The organism is Pedobacter sp. 05T44, assembly GCF_056395985.1.
On record NZ_JBFTKO010000001.1, the window covers coordinates 708,747 to 726,127 of the forward strand.

14 protein-coding genes are annotated in these 17,381 nt (G+C 37.0%); 8 read left to right on the plus strand and 6 right to left on the minus strand.

Translation table 11 applies throughout. From position 1 onward, the window contains the following. Nucleotides 1–427 precede the first annotated feature (427 nt). The gene (locus AC1DDK_RS02935; protein ID WP_477633818.1) at nt 428–1,285 is read left to right on the plus strand and encodes an N-acetylglucosamine kinase; all 858 of its coding nucleotides are present in this window, start codon (nt 428–430) and stop codon (nt 1,283–1,285) included. Nucleotides 1,286–1,359: 74 nt separating this feature from the next. Here AC1DDK_RS02935 and AC1DDK_RS02940 read toward each other — a convergent pair whose 3' ends face one another. Then, a complete protein-coding gene (locus AC1DDK_RS02940) occupies nt 1,360–2,049 on the minus strand; it encodes an NUDIX hydrolase (RefSeq protein WP_048904234.1) in 690 nt (229 codons plus the stop codon). A gap of 254 nt (nt 2,050–2,303) precedes the next feature. Between AC1DDK_RS02940 and pfkA the strand changes: the two genes are divergently transcribed. Genes pfkA through gap form a run of 3 tightly spaced genes read left to right on the plus strand, consistent with a single transcriptional unit; the run spans nt 2,304 to nt 5,138 of the window. Next, nucleotides 2,304–3,290: a 6-phosphofructokinase gene (pfkA, locus tag AC1DDK_RS02945; protein WP_172660765.1), complete on the plus strand. Its 987-nt coding sequence runs from the start codon at nt 2,304–2,306 to the stop codon at nt 3,288–3,290. Between the two features lie 2 nt (nt 3,291–3,292). Beyond that, a complete protein-coding gene (locus AC1DDK_RS02950) occupies nt 3,293–4,135 on the plus strand; it encodes a hypothetical protein (protein ID WP_477633819.1) in 843 nt (280 codons plus the stop codon). Between the two features lie 4 nt (nt 4,136–4,139). Continuing rightward, on the plus strand, nt 4,140–5,138 hold the full coding sequence (gap, locus tag AC1DDK_RS02955) for a type I glyceraldehyde-3-phosphate dehydrogenase (protein WP_337715680.1): 999 nt from the start codon (nt 4,140–4,142) through the stop codon (nt 5,136–5,138). Nucleotides 5,139–6,437: 1,299 nt separating this feature from the next. On the opposite strand, the gene AC1DDK_RS02960 is transcribed toward gap, so the two are convergent. Next, entirely contained in the window at nt 6,438–7,013 is a 576-nt protein-coding gene (locus tag AC1DDK_RS02960) for a Crp/Fnr family transcriptional regulator (RefSeq protein WP_477633820.1), read from the minus strand. A gap of 73 nt (nt 7,014–7,086) precedes the next feature. Here AC1DDK_RS02960 and AC1DDK_RS02965 point away from each other — a divergent pair, with 73 nt between their 5' ends. Beyond that, complete coding sequence (locus AC1DDK_RS02965) at nt 7,087–7,500, plus strand: hypothetical protein (protein WP_337715684.1); 414 nt, start codon at nt 7,087–7,089, stop codon at nt 7,498–7,500. Nucleotides 7,501–7,512: 12 nt separating this feature from the next. Here AC1DDK_RS02965 and AC1DDK_RS02970 read toward each other — a convergent pair whose 3' ends face one another. Together AC1DDK_RS02970 and AC1DDK_RS02975 are read right to left on the minus strand one after the other, a co-directional pair. Then, entirely contained in the window at nt 7,513–8,007 is a 495-nt protein-coding gene (locus AC1DDK_RS02970) for a GNAT family N-acetyltransferase (protein WP_477633821.1), read from the minus strand. An 87-nt stretch (nt 8,008–8,094) separates the two neighbouring features. Next, nucleotides 8,095–10,758, minus strand: coding sequence for a T9SS type B sorting domain-containing protein (locus AC1DDK_RS02975; protein WP_337715688.1), 2,664 nt, complete (start codon nt 10,756–10,758; stop codon nt 8,095–8,097). A gap of 176 nt (nt 10,759–10,934) precedes the next feature. On the opposite strand from AC1DDK_RS02975, the gene AC1DDK_RS02980 reads away from it, so the two are divergent. Both AC1DDK_RS02980 and dcp read left to right on the plus strand, forming a co-directional pair. Beyond that, entirely contained in the window at nt 10,935–11,744 is an 810-nt protein-coding gene (locus AC1DDK_RS02980; RefSeq protein ID WP_172660769.1) for a hypothetical protein, read from the plus strand. 94 nt (nt 11,745–11,838) lie between these two features. Beyond that, on the plus strand, nt 11,839–13,983 hold the full coding sequence (dcp, locus tag AC1DDK_RS02985) for a peptidyl-dipeptidase Dcp (RefSeq protein ID WP_337715690.1): 2,145 nt from the start codon (nt 11,839–11,841) through the stop codon (nt 13,981–13,983). A 21-nt stretch (nt 13,984–14,004) separates the two neighbouring features. On the opposite strand, the gene AC1DDK_RS02990 is transcribed toward dcp, so the two are convergent. Then, nucleotides 14,005–14,640 carry a Pr6Pr family membrane protein gene (locus AC1DDK_RS02990; protein WP_337715692.1) on the minus strand — a complete coding sequence of 212 codons (636 nt, stop codon included), beginning with the start codon at nt 14,638–14,640 and terminating at the stop codon, nt 14,005–14,007. A 156-nt stretch (nt 14,641–14,796) separates the two neighbouring features. Between AC1DDK_RS02990 and AC1DDK_RS02995 the strand changes: the two genes are divergently transcribed. Beyond that, nucleotides 14,797–16,584, plus strand: coding sequence for an alpha-L-fucosidase (locus tag AC1DDK_RS02995; RefSeq protein WP_337715694.1), 1,788 nt, complete (start codon nt 14,797–14,799; stop codon nt 16,582–16,584). A 16-nt stretch (nt 16,585–16,600) separates the two neighbouring features. Here the strand turns inward: AC1DDK_RS02995 and AC1DDK_RS03000 are convergent, their stop codons facing one another. Next, on the minus strand, nt 16,601–17,347 hold the full coding sequence (locus AC1DDK_RS03000) for a LytR/AlgR family response regulator transcription factor (protein WP_172660773.1): 747 nt from the start codon (nt 17,345–17,347) through the stop codon (nt 16,601–16,603). Between the last annotated feature and the right edge of the window lie 34 nt (nt 17,348–17,381).

Below are 17,381 nucleotides of genomic sequence, written 5' to 3' on the forward strand. Positions count from 1 at the left end.
TTTTACTGAATACAAAGATTTATTTTTAATGTTCTTAATGAAAGAAAGATTGATAATATTACAAAATACAATATAAAATAACGGCTTTAGATAAAAAAAGAATTAACAACGCCTTTAAACAGATAAAAATCATATTATCGTTCATTTTTAACCAAAAAACTACTATTATAGCGGCTGTAACCTAAATTCATAAAAACAAGAAATTTTATAATTTGGATTTTAAAATAACAAGTGTATTTTAGCCTTAGTGTTTATTTAACAATATGGTAATCTAAAAATCACGAGCAAAATTAAAAAAAACACTGTTTTTAAGCATTTAAAGGCAGAAAACTAACAACTAACCAAAACTAAAAAATTAAATTTATGAAAAAAAACCATACGAAAGTTGTAGGATTATTTACTTTTATCCCGAAAAAATCAAATTAAGATGATAGTTATTGCAGATGGTGGTTCAACTAAAACCAATTGGTGTTTAATTAATGAGGCTGGTAGAAAAATTCATTTTAATACAGAGGGCTATAACCCGTAMTTTTCGAGCACAGAGTACATAGTAGAGTCATTAAGAAAAACCTTACCTGATCACTTGGAAACTGACAAGTTGAAAGAGGTAAATTATTATGGAGCGGGCTGTTCTACAGACGCCAAACGTAAAATTGTTGCTGATGCAATGAAGCAGGTTTTCCCAAATGCGGAAATCAATATCGGCCACGACTTATTAGCTTCATGCAGAGCATTATTAGGCGATGAACCTGGTTTTGCCGCAATCTTAGGAACAGGAACAAATTCTTGTCTATACGATGGAAAAGACATCACTTTAAACATTGATTCACTTGGATATTTCCTTGGTGATGAGGGAAGTGGTTGTTTCATTGGAAAAAGAATTCTTTCAGACTACATGAAAGGCTATATGCCAAAAGGCCTTAGAGAGAGCTTCTATGATAACTTTGCATTAACCAACGAAGATATTTTTGACCATATTTATAACAAACCATTGCCAAATCGCTTCTGCGCAAGCTTTAGTAAGTTTTTATATGATTTCAAAGACAATTATGAAGATTATACATTCTCCACAGTTGAATATGCATTTACTGCATTCTTTGAAAACCTTGTAATTCATTATCCTAACTATAAAGAGCATTCGTTAAACTGCGTAGGTTCTGTTGGTTATAGCTTTAGAGATATATTGAGTATAGTAGCAGACAGATATGAGATGGGTGTTGGTAAAGTTATCCGCTCACCTATAGATGATCTAGTTGATTATCACTTGTTAGTAGCCAACAAGTAATAGCTAAAAATAAGCACAATAAAAATGGCCTGTATCATTGATGATACAGGCCATTTTTATTATATCGCACATGCTTAAAAAGAAATCTCCTTTTCAAACAATTTGGCATATTTCCTCTTGTCAAATTTATACAAGGTAGCCGCCCTAAAGGAAACACCTTGTTGCTTTTCCTGAAGGTCTCGTAAAACGCCGAAGCTTAGCATTTTCTTTCTAAAATTTCTTTTATCCAATTTCTTGTTCAAAATAATTTCATAAACATTCTGCAGCTGGGTTAGTGTAAACTTCTCCGGCAAAAGCTCAAATGCTATTGGTTGATGTTTAATGCGGCGCTTTATCTTTTCAAGCCCTTTATCAAAAATCTGCTGATGGTCAAATGCCAGCCTTGGCAAATCTTTTACATTAATCCAGTGTGCCCGCTTTGCATAGGTACTAATAGGCTTTACAGCCTTATCACCACCTAAACGCAAAAGTGCATAATAGGCAATACTTACTACCCTTCCCTGTGGATGTCGGTTAACATCGCCAAAAGTATAGTACTGTTCCATATAAATGTTACTTAGTCCGGTAAGCTCGTTTAAGATCCTGGAGGCCGATTGGTCTAAACTTTCAACCTCTCCAACAATATTACCCGGCAATGCCCACCAGTCTTTAAACGGCTCTTCATTTCTCTCGATTAAAAGGATCTTTAATTCTCCCTCGTCGAATCCGAACACCACACAGTCAATCGAAAAAGTGGAATCAAACTTTGGTAAGACTTCTTTCAAAATATTAAATATTAATTACGCTAATTACTCGTTATACAACATGAATTTCTCCATAAAGATAGATAAGAATCCCAATTTAGCAATATTTTCCATTCCTTTGAAACCGGGTTCAAGCTAGACACTTATTATTCTGTTTCAATATATTAAATTTTTAAATATTAAAGCAAATAAATATACTTGTCCCCAAATTACACAGAAAATAAAAAATAAATTACTTAGTGTAAAAAATACACCCTATATTCGTATAATAAATCATGAAACCAAATATCAAAAATATCGCTGTGTTGACATCTGGAGGAGATGCTCCGGGAATGAATGCTTGTATTAGAGCTGTAGTAAGAACCGGAATATACAATGGTATAAATATGTTTGGAGTTTTGCAGGGATACCAGGGATTAATAAACAACAATATTAATCCAATGGATGCAAGGTCCGTAAGTAACATTATCCACCTCGGAGGAACAATATTAAAAACAGCACGTTGTCTGGATTTCAAAACTGAAGAAGGACTAGATATTGCTTTTGAAAATTTAAAAGCAAGAGACATAGATGGACTAATTGTCATCGGTGGAGATGGAACTTTTACAGGAGCCCAGAGATTTGCAAAGAAACATGGCGTAAAAGTTATAGGTATTCCCGGAACTATTGATAACGATTTATACGGATCAGATTTTACTTTAGGATATGATACGGCAATAAATACAGTTATTGAAGCCATCGACAAAATCAGAGATACCGCCGACTCGCATGACAGGTTGTTCTTTATTGAAGTAATGGGCAGAGATTCGGGGTGTATCGCCTTAAGAAGCGCAATTGCCAGTGGTGCAGAAGCTGTTTTATTACCTGAAAGGGAAACTAGTGTTGATGAATTGGTGGCGCAACTGGAAGCAGGTGCATCTACTAAAAAATCTTCGAGCATAGTTATTGTTTCTGAAGGACATAAAGACGGTGGAGCTTTTGACATTGCCAAAAAAGTTAAGGAGAGGTTTAACCACTATGATACAAAAGTGACTATCTTAGGCCATCTTCAACGTGGAGGCAGCCCGAGTAGTTTCGACAGGATACTTGGAAGCAGACTTGGCTTTGCTGCTGTAAATGAACTTTTGAAAGGAAACACCATGCAAATGGTTGGCCTGCGTGGTAATGATATACACACCACCACTATTGAAGAAGCACTTACAAAGCATAGCTTTAAATTGGAAAGTGATTTATTGGAAATGACTAAAGTCTTATCAATATAAATATGATTGCAGTAGTTTATAGCGGATCAAAAACAGCGTTCTGGAAAATTGCACGGGATGGAAAAACCATCGCCGAATGCACTATGCCCGGTATAAACCCTTGTTTTAACGATCAAAAAGCAATACTGCAATTTTTAAATAAGAAGGCTACGCTGATTAATCATGCCGAAAGCATAAAGAAAATATATGTGTTTGCTGCAGGAGCTTCCTCAGTAGAAAGAAGGAACGAATTGGCAGAAACGCTTGGTATCTTCTTTAAGTATAGCAAGATCACCGTTAAGGATGATCTATATGGAGCAGCAATTTCAGCGTGTTACAACAACAGTGGCATCGTGGGTATATTAGGCAGTGGTGCCAACTGTGCATATTTTGATGGTAAAAGCCCCGAGAAAAATAACTTTGGCCTTGGATTTATTCTGGGCGACGAGGGTTCAGCAACCTACCTGGGAAAGATTCTTGTAAAAGCCTTTCTTCAGGAAAAATTACCAAAAGATTTGCAAAGTGAGTTTGAGGTTAAATACAATCTGGACAGACCGCAAATACTTGAGCGTGTGTATAAAAAACCAATGGCTCAGCAATTTTTCAGTTCTTTCTTCGATTTTTTCCTTGAAAACCGCAACCATAAATATATACTAGATCTAATAGATAAAGCGTTTGAAAGTTACTYCAATATATATCTGTTACCAACAATAAAACTACATCCTGGAAAGGAAATACATTTTGTAGGTCTTGTTGCAGGAACATTTCAGGAGCAACTAAGGGAAACAGCAGAAAAACACGGATTAAAAATAACATCAATTACTAAAGAACCAATATATAATTTACTAAACTACTATTCAAATTAATAAGATGAGCAAAATTGGAATAAACGGCTTTGGCCGTATCGGCAGACTGGTTTTTAGAGCTGCTTTAAAAAGAGGATTAGATATCGTTGCAATCAATGACTTAGTTGAGCCTGATTACATGGCTTATATGTTAAAGTATGATACTACACATGGTCGTTTTGATGGTACTATCGCTGTAGAAAATGGAAATCTTGTAGTAAACGGAAAAACCATCCGTATCACTGCTGAAAAAGATCCGGCAAACTTAAAATGGAATGAAGTTGGTGTAGAAACTGTTATTGAGTCGACTGGTTTATTCTTAACTCAAGCAGACGGTGCAAAACACATTGCTGCAGGTGCAAAAAGAGTGGTATTCTCTGCTCCGGCAAAAGACGATACCCCTACTTATGTAATGGGTGTAAATCATCATAAATTAACTGCAGACCAAACGATCGTTTCAAATGCATCTTGTACTACTAACTGCTTAGCACCAATTGCTAAAGTATTAAATGATAATTTTGGTATAGTAGAAGGTTTAATGAGTACTATTCACGCGGTAACTGCAACTCAAAAAACAGTTGACGGTCCTTCAGCTAAAGACTGGAGAGGCGGACGTGGTGGTTTCTCTAACATCATCCCTTCATCAACAGGTGCTGCTAAAGCTGTAGGCTTGGTACTTCCTGAATTAAAAGGTAAATTAACTGGTATGTCTTTCCGCGTTCCTGTAGCCGACGTTTCTGTAGTCGATCTTACTGTACGTTTGGAAAAACCTGCTACTTACGAAGACGTAAAAAAAGCCATGAAAGCTGCCTCTGAAGGTGAGTTGAAAGGCGTATTAGCATATACTGAAGACGAAGTAGTTTCTTCTGATTTTATCGGTGATGAGCATGCATCAATTTTTGACGCTAAAGCTGGTATTTCATTGAATGATAACTTCGTTAAAGTGGTTTCTTGGTATGATAACGAATGGGGCTATTCTAATGCATTAGCTAAATTCGTAGAGTACTACGGAAACTTAAAGTAAAACCCGTTCATACAGGTTTATATTTGGTTAGAAAAGGGATGTGCGTGGATGCGACATCCCTTTCTTTATTTCTAGCCTCTTATACCCCATGTATTTCAACCAGTAAGACTCCCACACTAAGGTTCAACATGTGTTAATAATTCTGTTAATTGTATTGCGATATTGAATGCTAATATAGGCATCTACGCTATGTATCGAAGGTCTTGTCCCCCATTTTGTCCCCGTGTTTGTCCCTATTAAATTTATTAGAATCATCCATCAGTACGGCTATTAAATCTCTTTTGAGTTCGCTGTTAAACCGAAAGGCTGGCTGAACCAACCCTACCCGCAATAATGTGTTATGTGCCATAGTTATATTAAATTATAGCACTCAAAAACCAAGCTTTCAAAGCAATTAAGGAACGGAATAAATGGGCTATAAGGCTGCTATGTGAGCGTTTATGCCATAGTTTCTTTAAGCGTGTTGTGGTGACAAGCTTAACTTTGTGTAATGATTAATACACTCGCGAATTCACACTTCGTACCTATTTGTAAACACTTATCCGCGTTCTTTTCCAAAGCAGGTAGTAACCAAGTGCCACTCCGAGAATTGTCATGGCAATGGCTAGACCACCATCTTTTACTTTATATTCATCACCGTAAAGTTTTATATCAGTGCTAGTAATAAGTAGACCGAGAAGAACTAACAGTAGCCATATGCCGCAAATTACGATGGTTGTTATCCACTTGTATTTGGGAGCAATCCAATGCGCCAAAGTTACTGAGAGGAAGGAGATTATCAATCGACTTGAGGCATAATTATACTGCTTTAAGGATGACCCGCTAACAAAATAAGATAGAATAAACTCGATGATCTATGAAGCAAGTAATCCAATTCCTATGGAAAGAGGGAGCAAAAATACCCAACGTAAACAATAAAAAATGGAGTCTCGGGTGATTATTCTTTTGGTAGTAATAATTACTGGAGTGTCTAACTTATTACATATCTCATTCCGAAGTTGGTCTGGAATATTATTCCATGTAGTTTTAGTTGTTAACAACAACTGGCAGTCACACTCATCTTTAACAACCTCAATGATATTGCAGTACCATTGATAATAGCACCGCTCTCTCGGCTTAGGGGGAATAAAGCCTCTTCATATTGGTATCCCAGTAAACTTCAGTAGCACTTCTCCATGTCCAGTCCATGTTTTTACGATAAAACATAGAGTTACCTTGCAATTTCAATTATGTCATATTGGGATGTGGTACTAGCATACCTTTGCACAAAGCAGGTATTCTACCCATATATCAAAAAAATTATTTGCGGACACGACTCAATGTTTMCTGAGACATCCCAAGATAAGATGCGATATATCCAAGTGGAATTCGATTAAGTAAATATCCTTCATGAGATAAAAAACGTTCATATCGTTCTTTTGCAGATAATGTGCGTAAAGAAATTGCCTGTTCCTCTGATCTTACATAGTATGCCTCAATCAGTTTTCTTCCAATATAATTGAACCGAGGATGTTTTGTATAGATTTCCTCCAGATGACTTTTACTCAATTGAAGAAGCTCGCAGTCCTCTATTGCTTCGAGGTATTCCACTGAAGGATTTCCAGTAAAGAAACTATTAACAGACACAACGATATCATTCTCTATTAAGATCCAAGATACCTTTTCATTCCCATCAGAATCGATATAAAAACTTCGTAAAGCACCAGATTTGATAAAATAAACATGCTTACTAATATCTCCCGGTAAGAGCAAATATGTCTTCTTGCAAACAGTCAATACTTTACTTTTTGAGAGAATATCAGAAATAACATCGTCGTTAATTGACTGGATGGCAAGAAGCTTTTTAAAAATTGAAGAATGGATATCATCAGCCATATCGTTTTTGATTTTTGTCAAAAGTAGAGTAAAACTAATCATTTAACTTGCCCAAATCAATAACTGATCAATTATGAAAATAGACAACTACATCATTAGTAAATTAACCTTTATGAAGGTAATTTTCCCTCTATTTTACGGACTTTTTGTAGTGGCATTAGGTGACAAACTTTCATTCCCCATGTTTGCCTATCTTTTGATAGCTCTGTTAAATCTTGAGACCTCGGCACTAGGGATTATTGGATATGGGAGTATCTTCTATCTCATATTTACCGGCTTTTATCACTTCGATAAAAATTGGAATTATCGATGGACAATAGCTTGTAGTTTAGCACTCGTACTCTTAACTGCAATACCCATATATTGCAACATCATTAATGGTGGTCGCTACGTATTTATCTTCATTGCCATTGCATTACTGATGGCTGCATTTGTTATATACGGCAGTATTTTAGGCCTTCGCATATTAAAGTTTGCAAAAGATTAATGTAGTTTACTTTCATTCTCCAGATCCATATGTAAAAACCATTTTATRAATGTCGTAACTTATCCCTTCATGTACCATTGTTTTACTTTTCTCTGGTAAGAATTTGAAACCGACTGACTCATAGCATCTAATTGCCGCATAATTCTTTTCCCATGTAAAAAGTTCAACAGTATCAATCTTAAAAAGTCGCTTAGATTCTTCTACTAGCAATTCAATAAAGTATCTGCCTAATCTTTGACCCCGAAGACTTGGTTCCCCCACAAGAATCCTGGCTAGCCTAGGGGCGCCACTTTCTTGAGGAATGATCTCACCAAAAGCAAACGGAAGCTTTTCTAAGGTATAACCTATATAAAGTAGACGATCTGGATAGGTATTCTTATAATCCTGGATTTGCTGTTCTGTTAAAGGATAAGAAAAATCTGTGCCCGAGAACTGAAGCAAAAGTTCAGCATCTGTCACCCAAGATTCTAATAATCTGAAATCCGAACTATCATATGGTTTTAGCATGTTGACGATATCTTGTATCAAATCTATAGCTATAGTATTATACTTCCAAACTCAATAAAAATCATATCTAAGATAGGTCTTAGTTCATCATCTGATCAATGTCACACTTCCTTTTAATGGTTTATCACTTTTGCTGCTTTTTATCTGATAATAATAAACTCCAACCGGAACATCAGTGCCTTTGTAGCGACCATCCCATACGGGATTTAGACCCCTCGTTTGAAAAACCAGCACTCCATATCGGTTGTAAATTGTAATCGTAGCACTAGGATCATTTTCCAGTCCGGCAACATACCATAAATCATTTATGCCATCTCCATTAGGGGTGAATGCATTAGCCACAATGATCTCTTTACACCAAGAAACAACTTTATAAATAACTTTGGCGGTACAACCGTTTACATCCGTTACAGTTAACTTGTAGTCACCTGGCTTGGAAACGGTAAATGCATTGCTTGAGCTAGTCAATCCATTCCAATTATAGCTCAGATATCCTGGTTCAGCAATCAAAGTAACCTGTTCACCAGATGTTGTACAGATTTTAGAATCCAGGGGTTCAGTCAACAAAATCCGATCGTTTACTAAAACATTTACCACATTGCTTTTGGTTGTACAACCAAAAGCTGAGGTAACCTCTACAAAATAATTGCCTGCTTGATTTACCTGAATCGAAGATGTGGTTGCCCCCGTGTTCCATCGGTAAGTTGAATTCGGGGCAGTTGAGACACTTAAGCTTGCCGATTCTCCATAACATAAGCTTTTCGTTGGAACGGTATTTACTGAGATTACAGGAAAGGGGTAGATTTGCAAATTAAATGGGTTCGATTTCTTTTTACATCCCTCAATATTTTCAAAAATAGCCTCGTATATCCCAGCCGAGGATACCTGGATTTCCGTCTTATTCTCCATAGTCCTTAATTCAATACCGTCCTTATACCAATGTATCTTATGGCTTTTCGTGTTTTCGATCTTCAACAAAGCGATATCGCCGAAGCAATAAGTTGATTTATTGGGGGTAATAATAGGCGCAGACAATATAGCTATATCGATCGCCACGGCTGACGAGGTTACAAAACTCCCGGCACAATTACTCACCTCTACCCTATAACTACCTTTTGAACTAACCTTTAACTTAGCTACACTCTCCCCTACAATTTCAGCATCGTCCTTAAACCATCGATAGGTATAACCGGGTTTATCAATGGTTGAAAGTTCTTTGCTATTCCCCTCACACAAAGTAATTTTTGCGGGGTAGTTGAATGTAATTTCTGGAGTAGTCTCTGTATTTATGACAAAGTTTTTAGAATGCATGCTCACCCCTTCACACATGCCAATCAGTTCAGCCCTGTAACGTCCTTTATCCAAAATCCTAACAACTGATTTTCCTGCCCATTCAGGTAAATCCACACCGTTCTTTGTCCAATGAATAGATATTGCACCATTATTTATAGGATCTGTAAAGTTGGCATTAACTTCCAGGCTTTCATTTCCGCAAAGTGTAAAAATAGATTCCTCTACAGTTTCCATATCAGGGTCTTTATCATAAGTGAATCTGGCAAGTAGCTTTTCTTCATAAATTGCACCATCTAGTTGCGGATATACCTTTTTCACGCCCTGATCAGTAGCCAGCCAAATTACATTTTCACATATATACCTTGGATCATAAGCAGGTCTACTTCCCTCTGGAGAAAAACTTCTATAATCAATTGCAAAATTATTGACCCTGGCATTTAGTCCTGGCAACTTTTTAAAACTGACCTCTTCTATAGGAACCCAATCAAACAGCATACTTTTAACAAACTTTTCGGTGTAAAATAATCCAGTATTGGAGGCTGCCAATACAAATGTAGTGGGCGATAATACGTTAAACATCCGTAATTCCTCTATCGAATTGATTTGTTCATTTTTAATTGGCTGCGTTAATCCAATACCACAACGCCCCCAATACTGAATATATAATCCATTATTTGTTCCCCAATATTGAGAATTCTGATTTATACCCATATAGTCACTGCCTTTATCATAATTAAACATAGTACAGTTAAAATCTCCATATGGGTCATGCTGCGGTATATTGGAAACATATATTGTGTAATCAATATGTTGAATTACACTTTCTCCCTGAGGCCATCCACATCTATAATTTACATCCAAATTTACTTTAAACTCTACTCCTTTGATACCTGATTTTGTAATTTTGTAGCCTCTGAAATCAAAGCCTTGTTCACGATAAATGTCATACAACATTACTGTATTATCATTTCTGATGATTCTATATAGATATTTATCAGTTGCAACCACCAGACGATCATCGCGCCAATAGTCATCAACATCAGGATAGGATTCAGTATTCTTCATACCATCAAGCTTTACGGCAATTCCATTTATCTTCGTAATTTCAGGATCATCCAGAGGAATCATGTTTTTGTTACCATTTTTAACATGAATAAGCCGTTTGGGTTTTACAGAAAAGTAAATATCCTGCGTACTATAGCCAGCAAGATCGTCCACCAGCTCTCCCACTGTTTGTGGATAAATAGAAAAGTCGCCAGCAAGCATCGATTTATAATAAACTATTCCTGATGCAGTTAATGCCCAGACCGTATGATCATCATATGTTATTATAATCTTTTTGATGTTTTCTCCAGAAAGGAAACTTTCCCCTGATCGCAATATCAATTGTGCATTTGCTAATGATATGCCAAGAACATAAAACAGGCAGATTAATAGAAATCGATGAGAGTGAAGCATTTTAGATATTTAACACTAATGTATTCAAAGTATAGCAAAATATACTTTGCTTTTTGAATTTCTATTTAAATCTATTACCTACAGCGCTAACTACAATGTTACCAAGTTATATTTGGATATTTAATGCCAGAATTTAACTTTGTTTAAACCAAATATTCCTCTTATCTCAAAATTTTATGAAAACTATTTTTTACGCCCTTTTAACAACCGTTGCTTTCTCAGCTTGTCAAGGCAATAAAGAAAATGCTGCAACTTATGCCCCGAGAGTGCTAACTGCAACAGAAAAGTTCAATTATTATCCCGAAACCAGAGGCGACACCTTAGCGCTTATTACTGCCGAAAGTGATAAAAAAGCGGCTGAAGAAACAGAAGAAGTATTTAATGTAAAATACAAGGATACAGTCATTCAAATCCAAACAAATCCGGCAGACAAAGCCTCCGCTATAGGTAAATTTTCTACTGCTGAATATGTAAACACTCAAAAAACCGCTTTACTGGTTCAAATTGCCGACAACTCAGGTCTGGTAGCTCCTGTATATTTAATCACAATAACAGATAAAAAACCAGACGTGATTAGCCTTTACAGAGCATCTAAAGGTAAAGAGGATAAAAAATATACCAAGGGAATTATCAAAACCGGAAGAGATGGTTATTTAGTTAATAATGATTTCTTTGTTGCCAATGTTAACGCTAAGGTTTTCTTAATTAAAAGACAAAACCCGGACGAAAGAATCCAGGGAGAATTCATGCTGAAATCTCCGGATAAACAAACATTTGCATTTCTAGGCGAAAAATCTTTCTTCCAGGTGCACTATCCTACAGGAAAAACATATGATCAACCTTTAAAAACTTTGCCAACCGCAAAAGGAAATGACCTGTTTGTATGGATTCAGGAAAACTATAAATGGGATAGAGATAAAGAAGGCATTTCACACTTAATCCCTAGCGACAACGATAAGATTGTCGATTTAAAATCATTCAAGTAAGCATTACAAGTTTTACATAAAAAAGCGCCTGTATCAACACTTATGATACAGGCGCTTTTTTATGTACATTAGATCAACAAAATAAAAAAACTGCATGAAAACATCATTTAAGGTCCCTTTATTTGCAATGATTGCGATTCTAACATCTTGTCAAAATACCGACAAAAAGTCGACAGCAGACGGCACGGCTTTATCATCCTCAAACCCCTTTCTTAACCAGAGTAAACTACCTTACCAGGCGCCTGATTTTGATCATATAAAAGATAGCGACTTTAAACCTGCTTTCGAGGAGGGAATGAAAATTCATTTAGAAGAAATCCAGAAAATTGCTGGCAATACCGAAACGCCGACATTCGAAAATACGTTTGTAGCAATGGAGAAATCAGGTGAAATGCTCACAAGGGTAAATCGGATATTTGGCCTTCTTACAGGTGCAAATACAAACGATGATCTACAAAAATTACAAGAAGAAATTGCACCTAAACTTGCTGCTCACCAGGATGCTATATCATTAAATCCAGAGCTATTCAAAAGGATCGAATCCATTTATAATACAAGAGAAAAGTTAAAATTAGATCAGGAATCAAAACGATTAGTAGAGTATTACTATCAGGCATTTGTTTTAGCCGGAGCTAAACTTTCAGAAACAGACAAAACAAATCTTAAAAAGCTGAATGAACAAGAGGCCTCGTTAAGTGCTAAATTTTCTAATCAGCTTCTTGCTGCTGCCAAAGCAGGTGCTTTAGTTGTTAATGACAAATCAGAACTTGCAGGCCTATCAGAAGGTGAGCTTGCTGCTGCCGCCCAAACTGCGAAGGCAAACAAGTTAGAAGGCAAATGGATGTTATCTCTTCAAAACACCACCCAACAACCTTCACTACAAATGTTATCAAACCGTGCAACCAGACAAAAGCTATTTGATGCTTCCTGGAACCGTGCTGAGCGAAATGACACAAATGACACCAGAAAAGCTATTGTAGAAATAGCAAAAATCAGAGCAGAGAAAGCAAAACTTATCGGCTTTCCTAATTATGCTACATGGAAACTGCAGGATCAAATGGCTAAAACTCCGGCCGCAGTTGAAACCTTCTTCTCTAAACTCGTGCCCTCCGCAACAGCAAAAGCCAAAGCTGAGGCTGCTGATATCCAGGCTGTAATTGATCAGCAAAAGGGTGGTTTTAAAGTAGAGCCGTACGATTGGAATTACTATGCAGAACAGGTTCGCAAAGCGAAATATGATCTGGATGAAAATCAGATAAAACCTTATTTCGAATTAAACAAAGTACTTCAGAATGGTGTATTTTATGCTGCCACCCAACTTTATGGCATCACTTTTAAGGAGCGTACGGATCTTCCGGTATACCATAAGGATGTTAAAGTATACGAGCTCTTTGATAAAGACAATACTACCATAGGCTTGTTTTACTGTGATTATTTTAAACGCGACAACAAATCTGGAGGCGCCTGGATGGACAATATGGTTGGCCAGTCTAAGCTATTGGGTACTAAACCTGTAATTTTCAACGTATGTAACTTCACTAAACCTGCAGCCGGTCAGCCGGCATTAATCAGCTTTGATGACGTAACCACAATGTTCCATGAGTTTGGTCATGCGCTACATGGTTTCTTTGCAAACCAGCAATATCCAAGCCTATCTGGTGCCAATGTTGCCAGGGATTTTGTGGAGTTCCCATCTCAGTTCAATGAACATTGGGCAATAAATCCAATGGTATTTAAAAATTACGCTGTTCATTATAAAACAGGTGAGCCAATGCCACAAACATTGATTGATAAAATCAAAAAAGCCGGTACATTTAATCAGGGTTATGCATTAACAGAAGTCCTTGCCGCCGCCGCCCTTGATATGCAATGGCATAAGCTATCAGCAACGGATCCTTTGCAGGATGCAGATAAATTTGAAACTGCCGCCCTACAAAAAACACATCTTGACCTGTCGTATGTTCCATCACGCTACCGTTCTTCTTACTTCTTACACATTTGGGGAAATGGCTATGCAGCGGGTTATTATGCTTACCTGTGGACAGAGATGTTAGATCATGATGCATTCTCCTGGTTCGAAGAAAACGGAGGATTAACCCTTGCTAATGGGCAACGCTTTAGAGACATGATACTTTCAAAAGGCAATACAGAAGATTATGGTAAAATGTTCAGAGATTTCCGCGGACATGATCCAAATATTTCGGCAATGCAGAAATACAGAGGCTTAATTACAAAATAACAGATAAAGGGAACCGGTTAATTACCGGTTTTCTTTTTTAAACCTTCCTCCTATCCAAACCGATAAAAACGACAACACGAGGAATACAACAAGCACATAAAAACAGTTTACAAATACTGTTGCGTACCCATACTTCGCCACGTCTACAAAAGGGTAAGGGTAAAATCCTGATGCAGATCCTCTGTATAAGATAAACATCAAATAAATAAAAGGGTAAATAAGCCAGCTAAAGGTATCATTCCATTTCAATGAATCCTTGGATACAAACAAGAACCAGTATAGCACAAATAAAATAGGAATAATTAAATGGAGTAACTCATCAACTACCAATTGTAAACCCTTTGGTTCCCACGTAAACCTCAATATCAAATTATAAATTAAGGCCACTACAGTAATATACACCGCAGTTGCTGTAAGAGTAGTCGGCTTTGTAAAGAAACCGCTGTCCTTTCGTTTCAGCAAAAGTGAAGTAAAGCACAATGCCACAAGAATATTAGTTAAAACAGTAAAGTAGCTAAAGTATCGAATAACCGACTCATCAACCGGCACAATATTGCTTTGCATAGTAAGATAAAGCTGCGCTATTAGTGCAAACCAGCCCAATATAACACCTGTTATTAACAACCAATTACCACCTTTGGTATCGCTCTGTTCCATGTATACCAAGTTACGGAAAAAGGAATAATTAGCGTAACATAAATCTCAGGCCAAAAAAGTTTAATCATTAGCTATTAAGGAAGAATAATCTTATTCTCTATCCCCTATCTTAGTATTATTAACCAAATCAATAATCTTCCTATAAACGAAGCATTCATGTCTATTTTAAAAGTATTTATAACCACAGGTATTCTCACTGCATTCGTATTTAACTCATCAATAGCACAAGACATTGAACGATGGGACAAACAAGTAAATGAAAAAGAAAATCCTAACGCCAAGTGGTTTAAAGAAGCAAAATTTGGCATGTTTATTCACTGGGGTCTATATTCAAAACTTGGAGGCGTATGGAATGGCAAGGATTATTACGGTAGTGGCGAATGGCTAATGCATCAGGCCAAAGTTCCTGCTGCAGATTATGCAAAAGTTGCCAAAGAATTTAATCCCGTAAAATTTAATGCAGATGAATGGGCCGACCTTGCAAAGGATGCTGGCATTAAGTATATGGTAATTACCGCTAAACATCATGAAGGTTTTGCAATGTACGATTCAAAAGTAAGCGATTTCAATATCGTAAAGGCATCTCCTTATGGGAAAGACCCTATGAAAGCGCTTTCAAACGCCACAAGAAAAAGGGGTATACAATTTGGCTTTTACTATTCCCAGTTCCTGGATTGGCACGAACCAAATGGTGGTGGTAACAAATGGGACTTTGATGAAACAAAAAAGGACTATCTAAAATATTATAAAGAAAAGTCAATTCCGCAGCTAAAGGAATTGCTTACCAATTATGGTGATCTGGGTATTGTTTGGTTTGATATGCCAGGCGGTCTGGATAAAAAACAAACTCAGGAACTGGTAGACAGCATGCATGCCCTACAGCCTAAGAGCCTGTTTAGCAGCAGGGTTGGACAAGGACTGGGAGATTATCGCACCTTTGGTGATTCTGAAGTTCCTGCAACGCCAATTAAGGGTGCCTGGGAATCCATATACACGCATAACGATTCATGGGGATATATTAGTCATGATATGAACTTTAAATCTCCAAAAGAAATCATCCAGCTCCTTGCAACCGTAGCTTCTAAAGGTGGTAACCTTATGCTAAACGTAGGACCTGACGGAGAGGGTAACATCCCTCCTTATTCAGTGAAATATTTAAGAGAAACCGGTAAATGGCTCCAGGCAAATGGCGAAAGTATTTATGGAACAACCTACGGATTAATCCCTGCCCAACCCTGGGGTGTTACCACATCTGCACCGGGCAAACTATACCTTCATGTACTAAATAACCCTGGAAACGGAAAAATCAGGATACCAGGCGTAAACGTAGCAGTAAATAAAGTGTATCAGCTTGCAAACAAACAACCGGTTAAATGGATAAAACAAGGCAGCGATATTATTGTAGACATGCCTAAATCCTTAAACGAACACAACACGGTGCTTGCTGTTCAGTTCAGTGGCAATCTTAACGATGGTTATGCGGCCTCAATACCACAGGTTTCATTACAGTATGAGTTCAATACAATAGATGCAGTAAATGCTGAGGTTAAGGGAAATGCAGAAATAAAATCGCTTACTTACAGCCATTATTTTGGCGACTGGAAACACACCACCTGCGTAACAAACATGAGCAGCCCTGGGGATGAAGCTTCTTTTAAGTTTTCGGTAGCAGAACCGGGCGATTATAAAATATTATTGGAATATTCATGCCCTGAAGCAAGCAGTAAACAAGAAGGTCTGATGAGCTTTAACAACACAACCTATAAGTTTCTAACATTAAGAACATCGGAGTTTAGTGCAGGCAAACCATTGTTATTTATTAAACACCCCGTTGCCATCGTTTCTGTTGATAAACCTGGTATTTACACCATAAAATTAACTCCAGACACTGATGGAAAAGCTTTATTTAGTTTAAAGTCTATTATTCTGCAACCGGTATTGTAAAAACATTACTTCCCAACTATATCTTGGTAAAGAAATTCAGAAACTCCTGTTTTTTTGTCCGGCTTAGGTTGATGACAGTGTTATTAGTCATAACTACTTCCCCTCCTTCGCCTCTGATATAGTGTTTTATATAATCGAGGTTAATGATAAAGGATTTATGTGCCCTAAAAAACGAATGATCGCCCAGGGCCTCTTCAAATGACGAAAGCGTTTTACTGACTAAATGAACCTGCCCGTCGTTCATCATAATGTTCGTATAACAACTGGTAGCTTCCAGGTATAATATTTCTTTTATCTTGATAAAATGAAGTCCCTTACTACTGGATAAAGCCAACGTATCCATGATTCTGGTTTGTGTAAAGTGCTTGGCCATTTGAAACTGTTTCTTAGAAGCAGCAGTTTCGTTGTTTAAAAACCTGTCTACAGCATCTTTCAGTTCCGTTTTATCAATTGGCTTTAATAAATAATCCAATGCATTTAACCTCAATGCAGCAATTGCATACTGATCATATGCGGTAGTAAAAATTGTCTGAAAGTTAAACTCATCAAATTGTTCCAGAACATCCAAACCACTCATTACAGGCATTTCTATGTCCATAAAAACAATATCCGGATGGCTTTCTTCAATAATTAATTTAGCCTCAGTACTTTTCTGACAAGTAGCAACCACCTCAATTTCCTTACAGCACTGGTTAAGCAAGTGCTGTAGTGTTATTATACCATGCTTCTCATCGTCAACGATAATAGCTCTGATTGCGTTCATATCTAGATAATTTTAGGTCTATAACTTTTAGTCC

Bases quoted from the DNA above. Each gene is read 5' to 3' on its own strand.
- AC1DDK_RS02990 (WP_337715692.1), bottom strand. From the start codon at position 14,640: ATGGAACAGAGCGATACCAAAGGTGGTAATTGGTTGTTAATAACAGGT.
- pfkA (WP_172660765.1), top strand. From the start codon at position 2,304: ATGAAACCAAATATCAAAAATATCGCTGTGTTGACATCTGGAGGAGAT.
- gap (WP_337715680.1), top strand. From the start codon at position 4,140: ATGAGCAAAATTGGAATAAACGGCTTTGGCCGTATCGGCAGACTGGTT.
- AC1DDK_RS02980 (WP_172660769.1), top strand. From the start codon at position 10,935: ATGAAAACTATTTTTTACGCCCTTTTAACAACCGTTGCTTTCTCAGCT.
- dcp (WP_337715690.1), top strand. From the start codon at position 11,839: ATGAAAACATCATTTAAGGTCCCTTTATTTGCAATGATTGCGATTCTA.
- AC1DDK_RS03000 (WP_172660773.1), bottom strand. From the start codon at position 17,347: ATGAACGCAATCAGAGCTATTATCGTTGACGATGAGAAGCATGGTATA.
- AC1DDK_RS02975 (WP_337715688.1), bottom strand. From the start codon at position 10,758: ATGCTTCACTCTCATCGATTTCTATTAATCTGCCTGTTTTATGTTCTT.
- AC1DDK_RS02995 (WP_337715694.1), top strand. From the start codon at position 14,797: ATGTCTATTTTAAAAGTATTTATAACCACAGGTATTCTCACTGCATTC.
- AC1DDK_RS02965 (WP_337715684.1), top strand. From the start codon at position 7,087: ATGAAAATAGACAACTACATCATTAGTAAATTAACCTTTATGAAGGTA.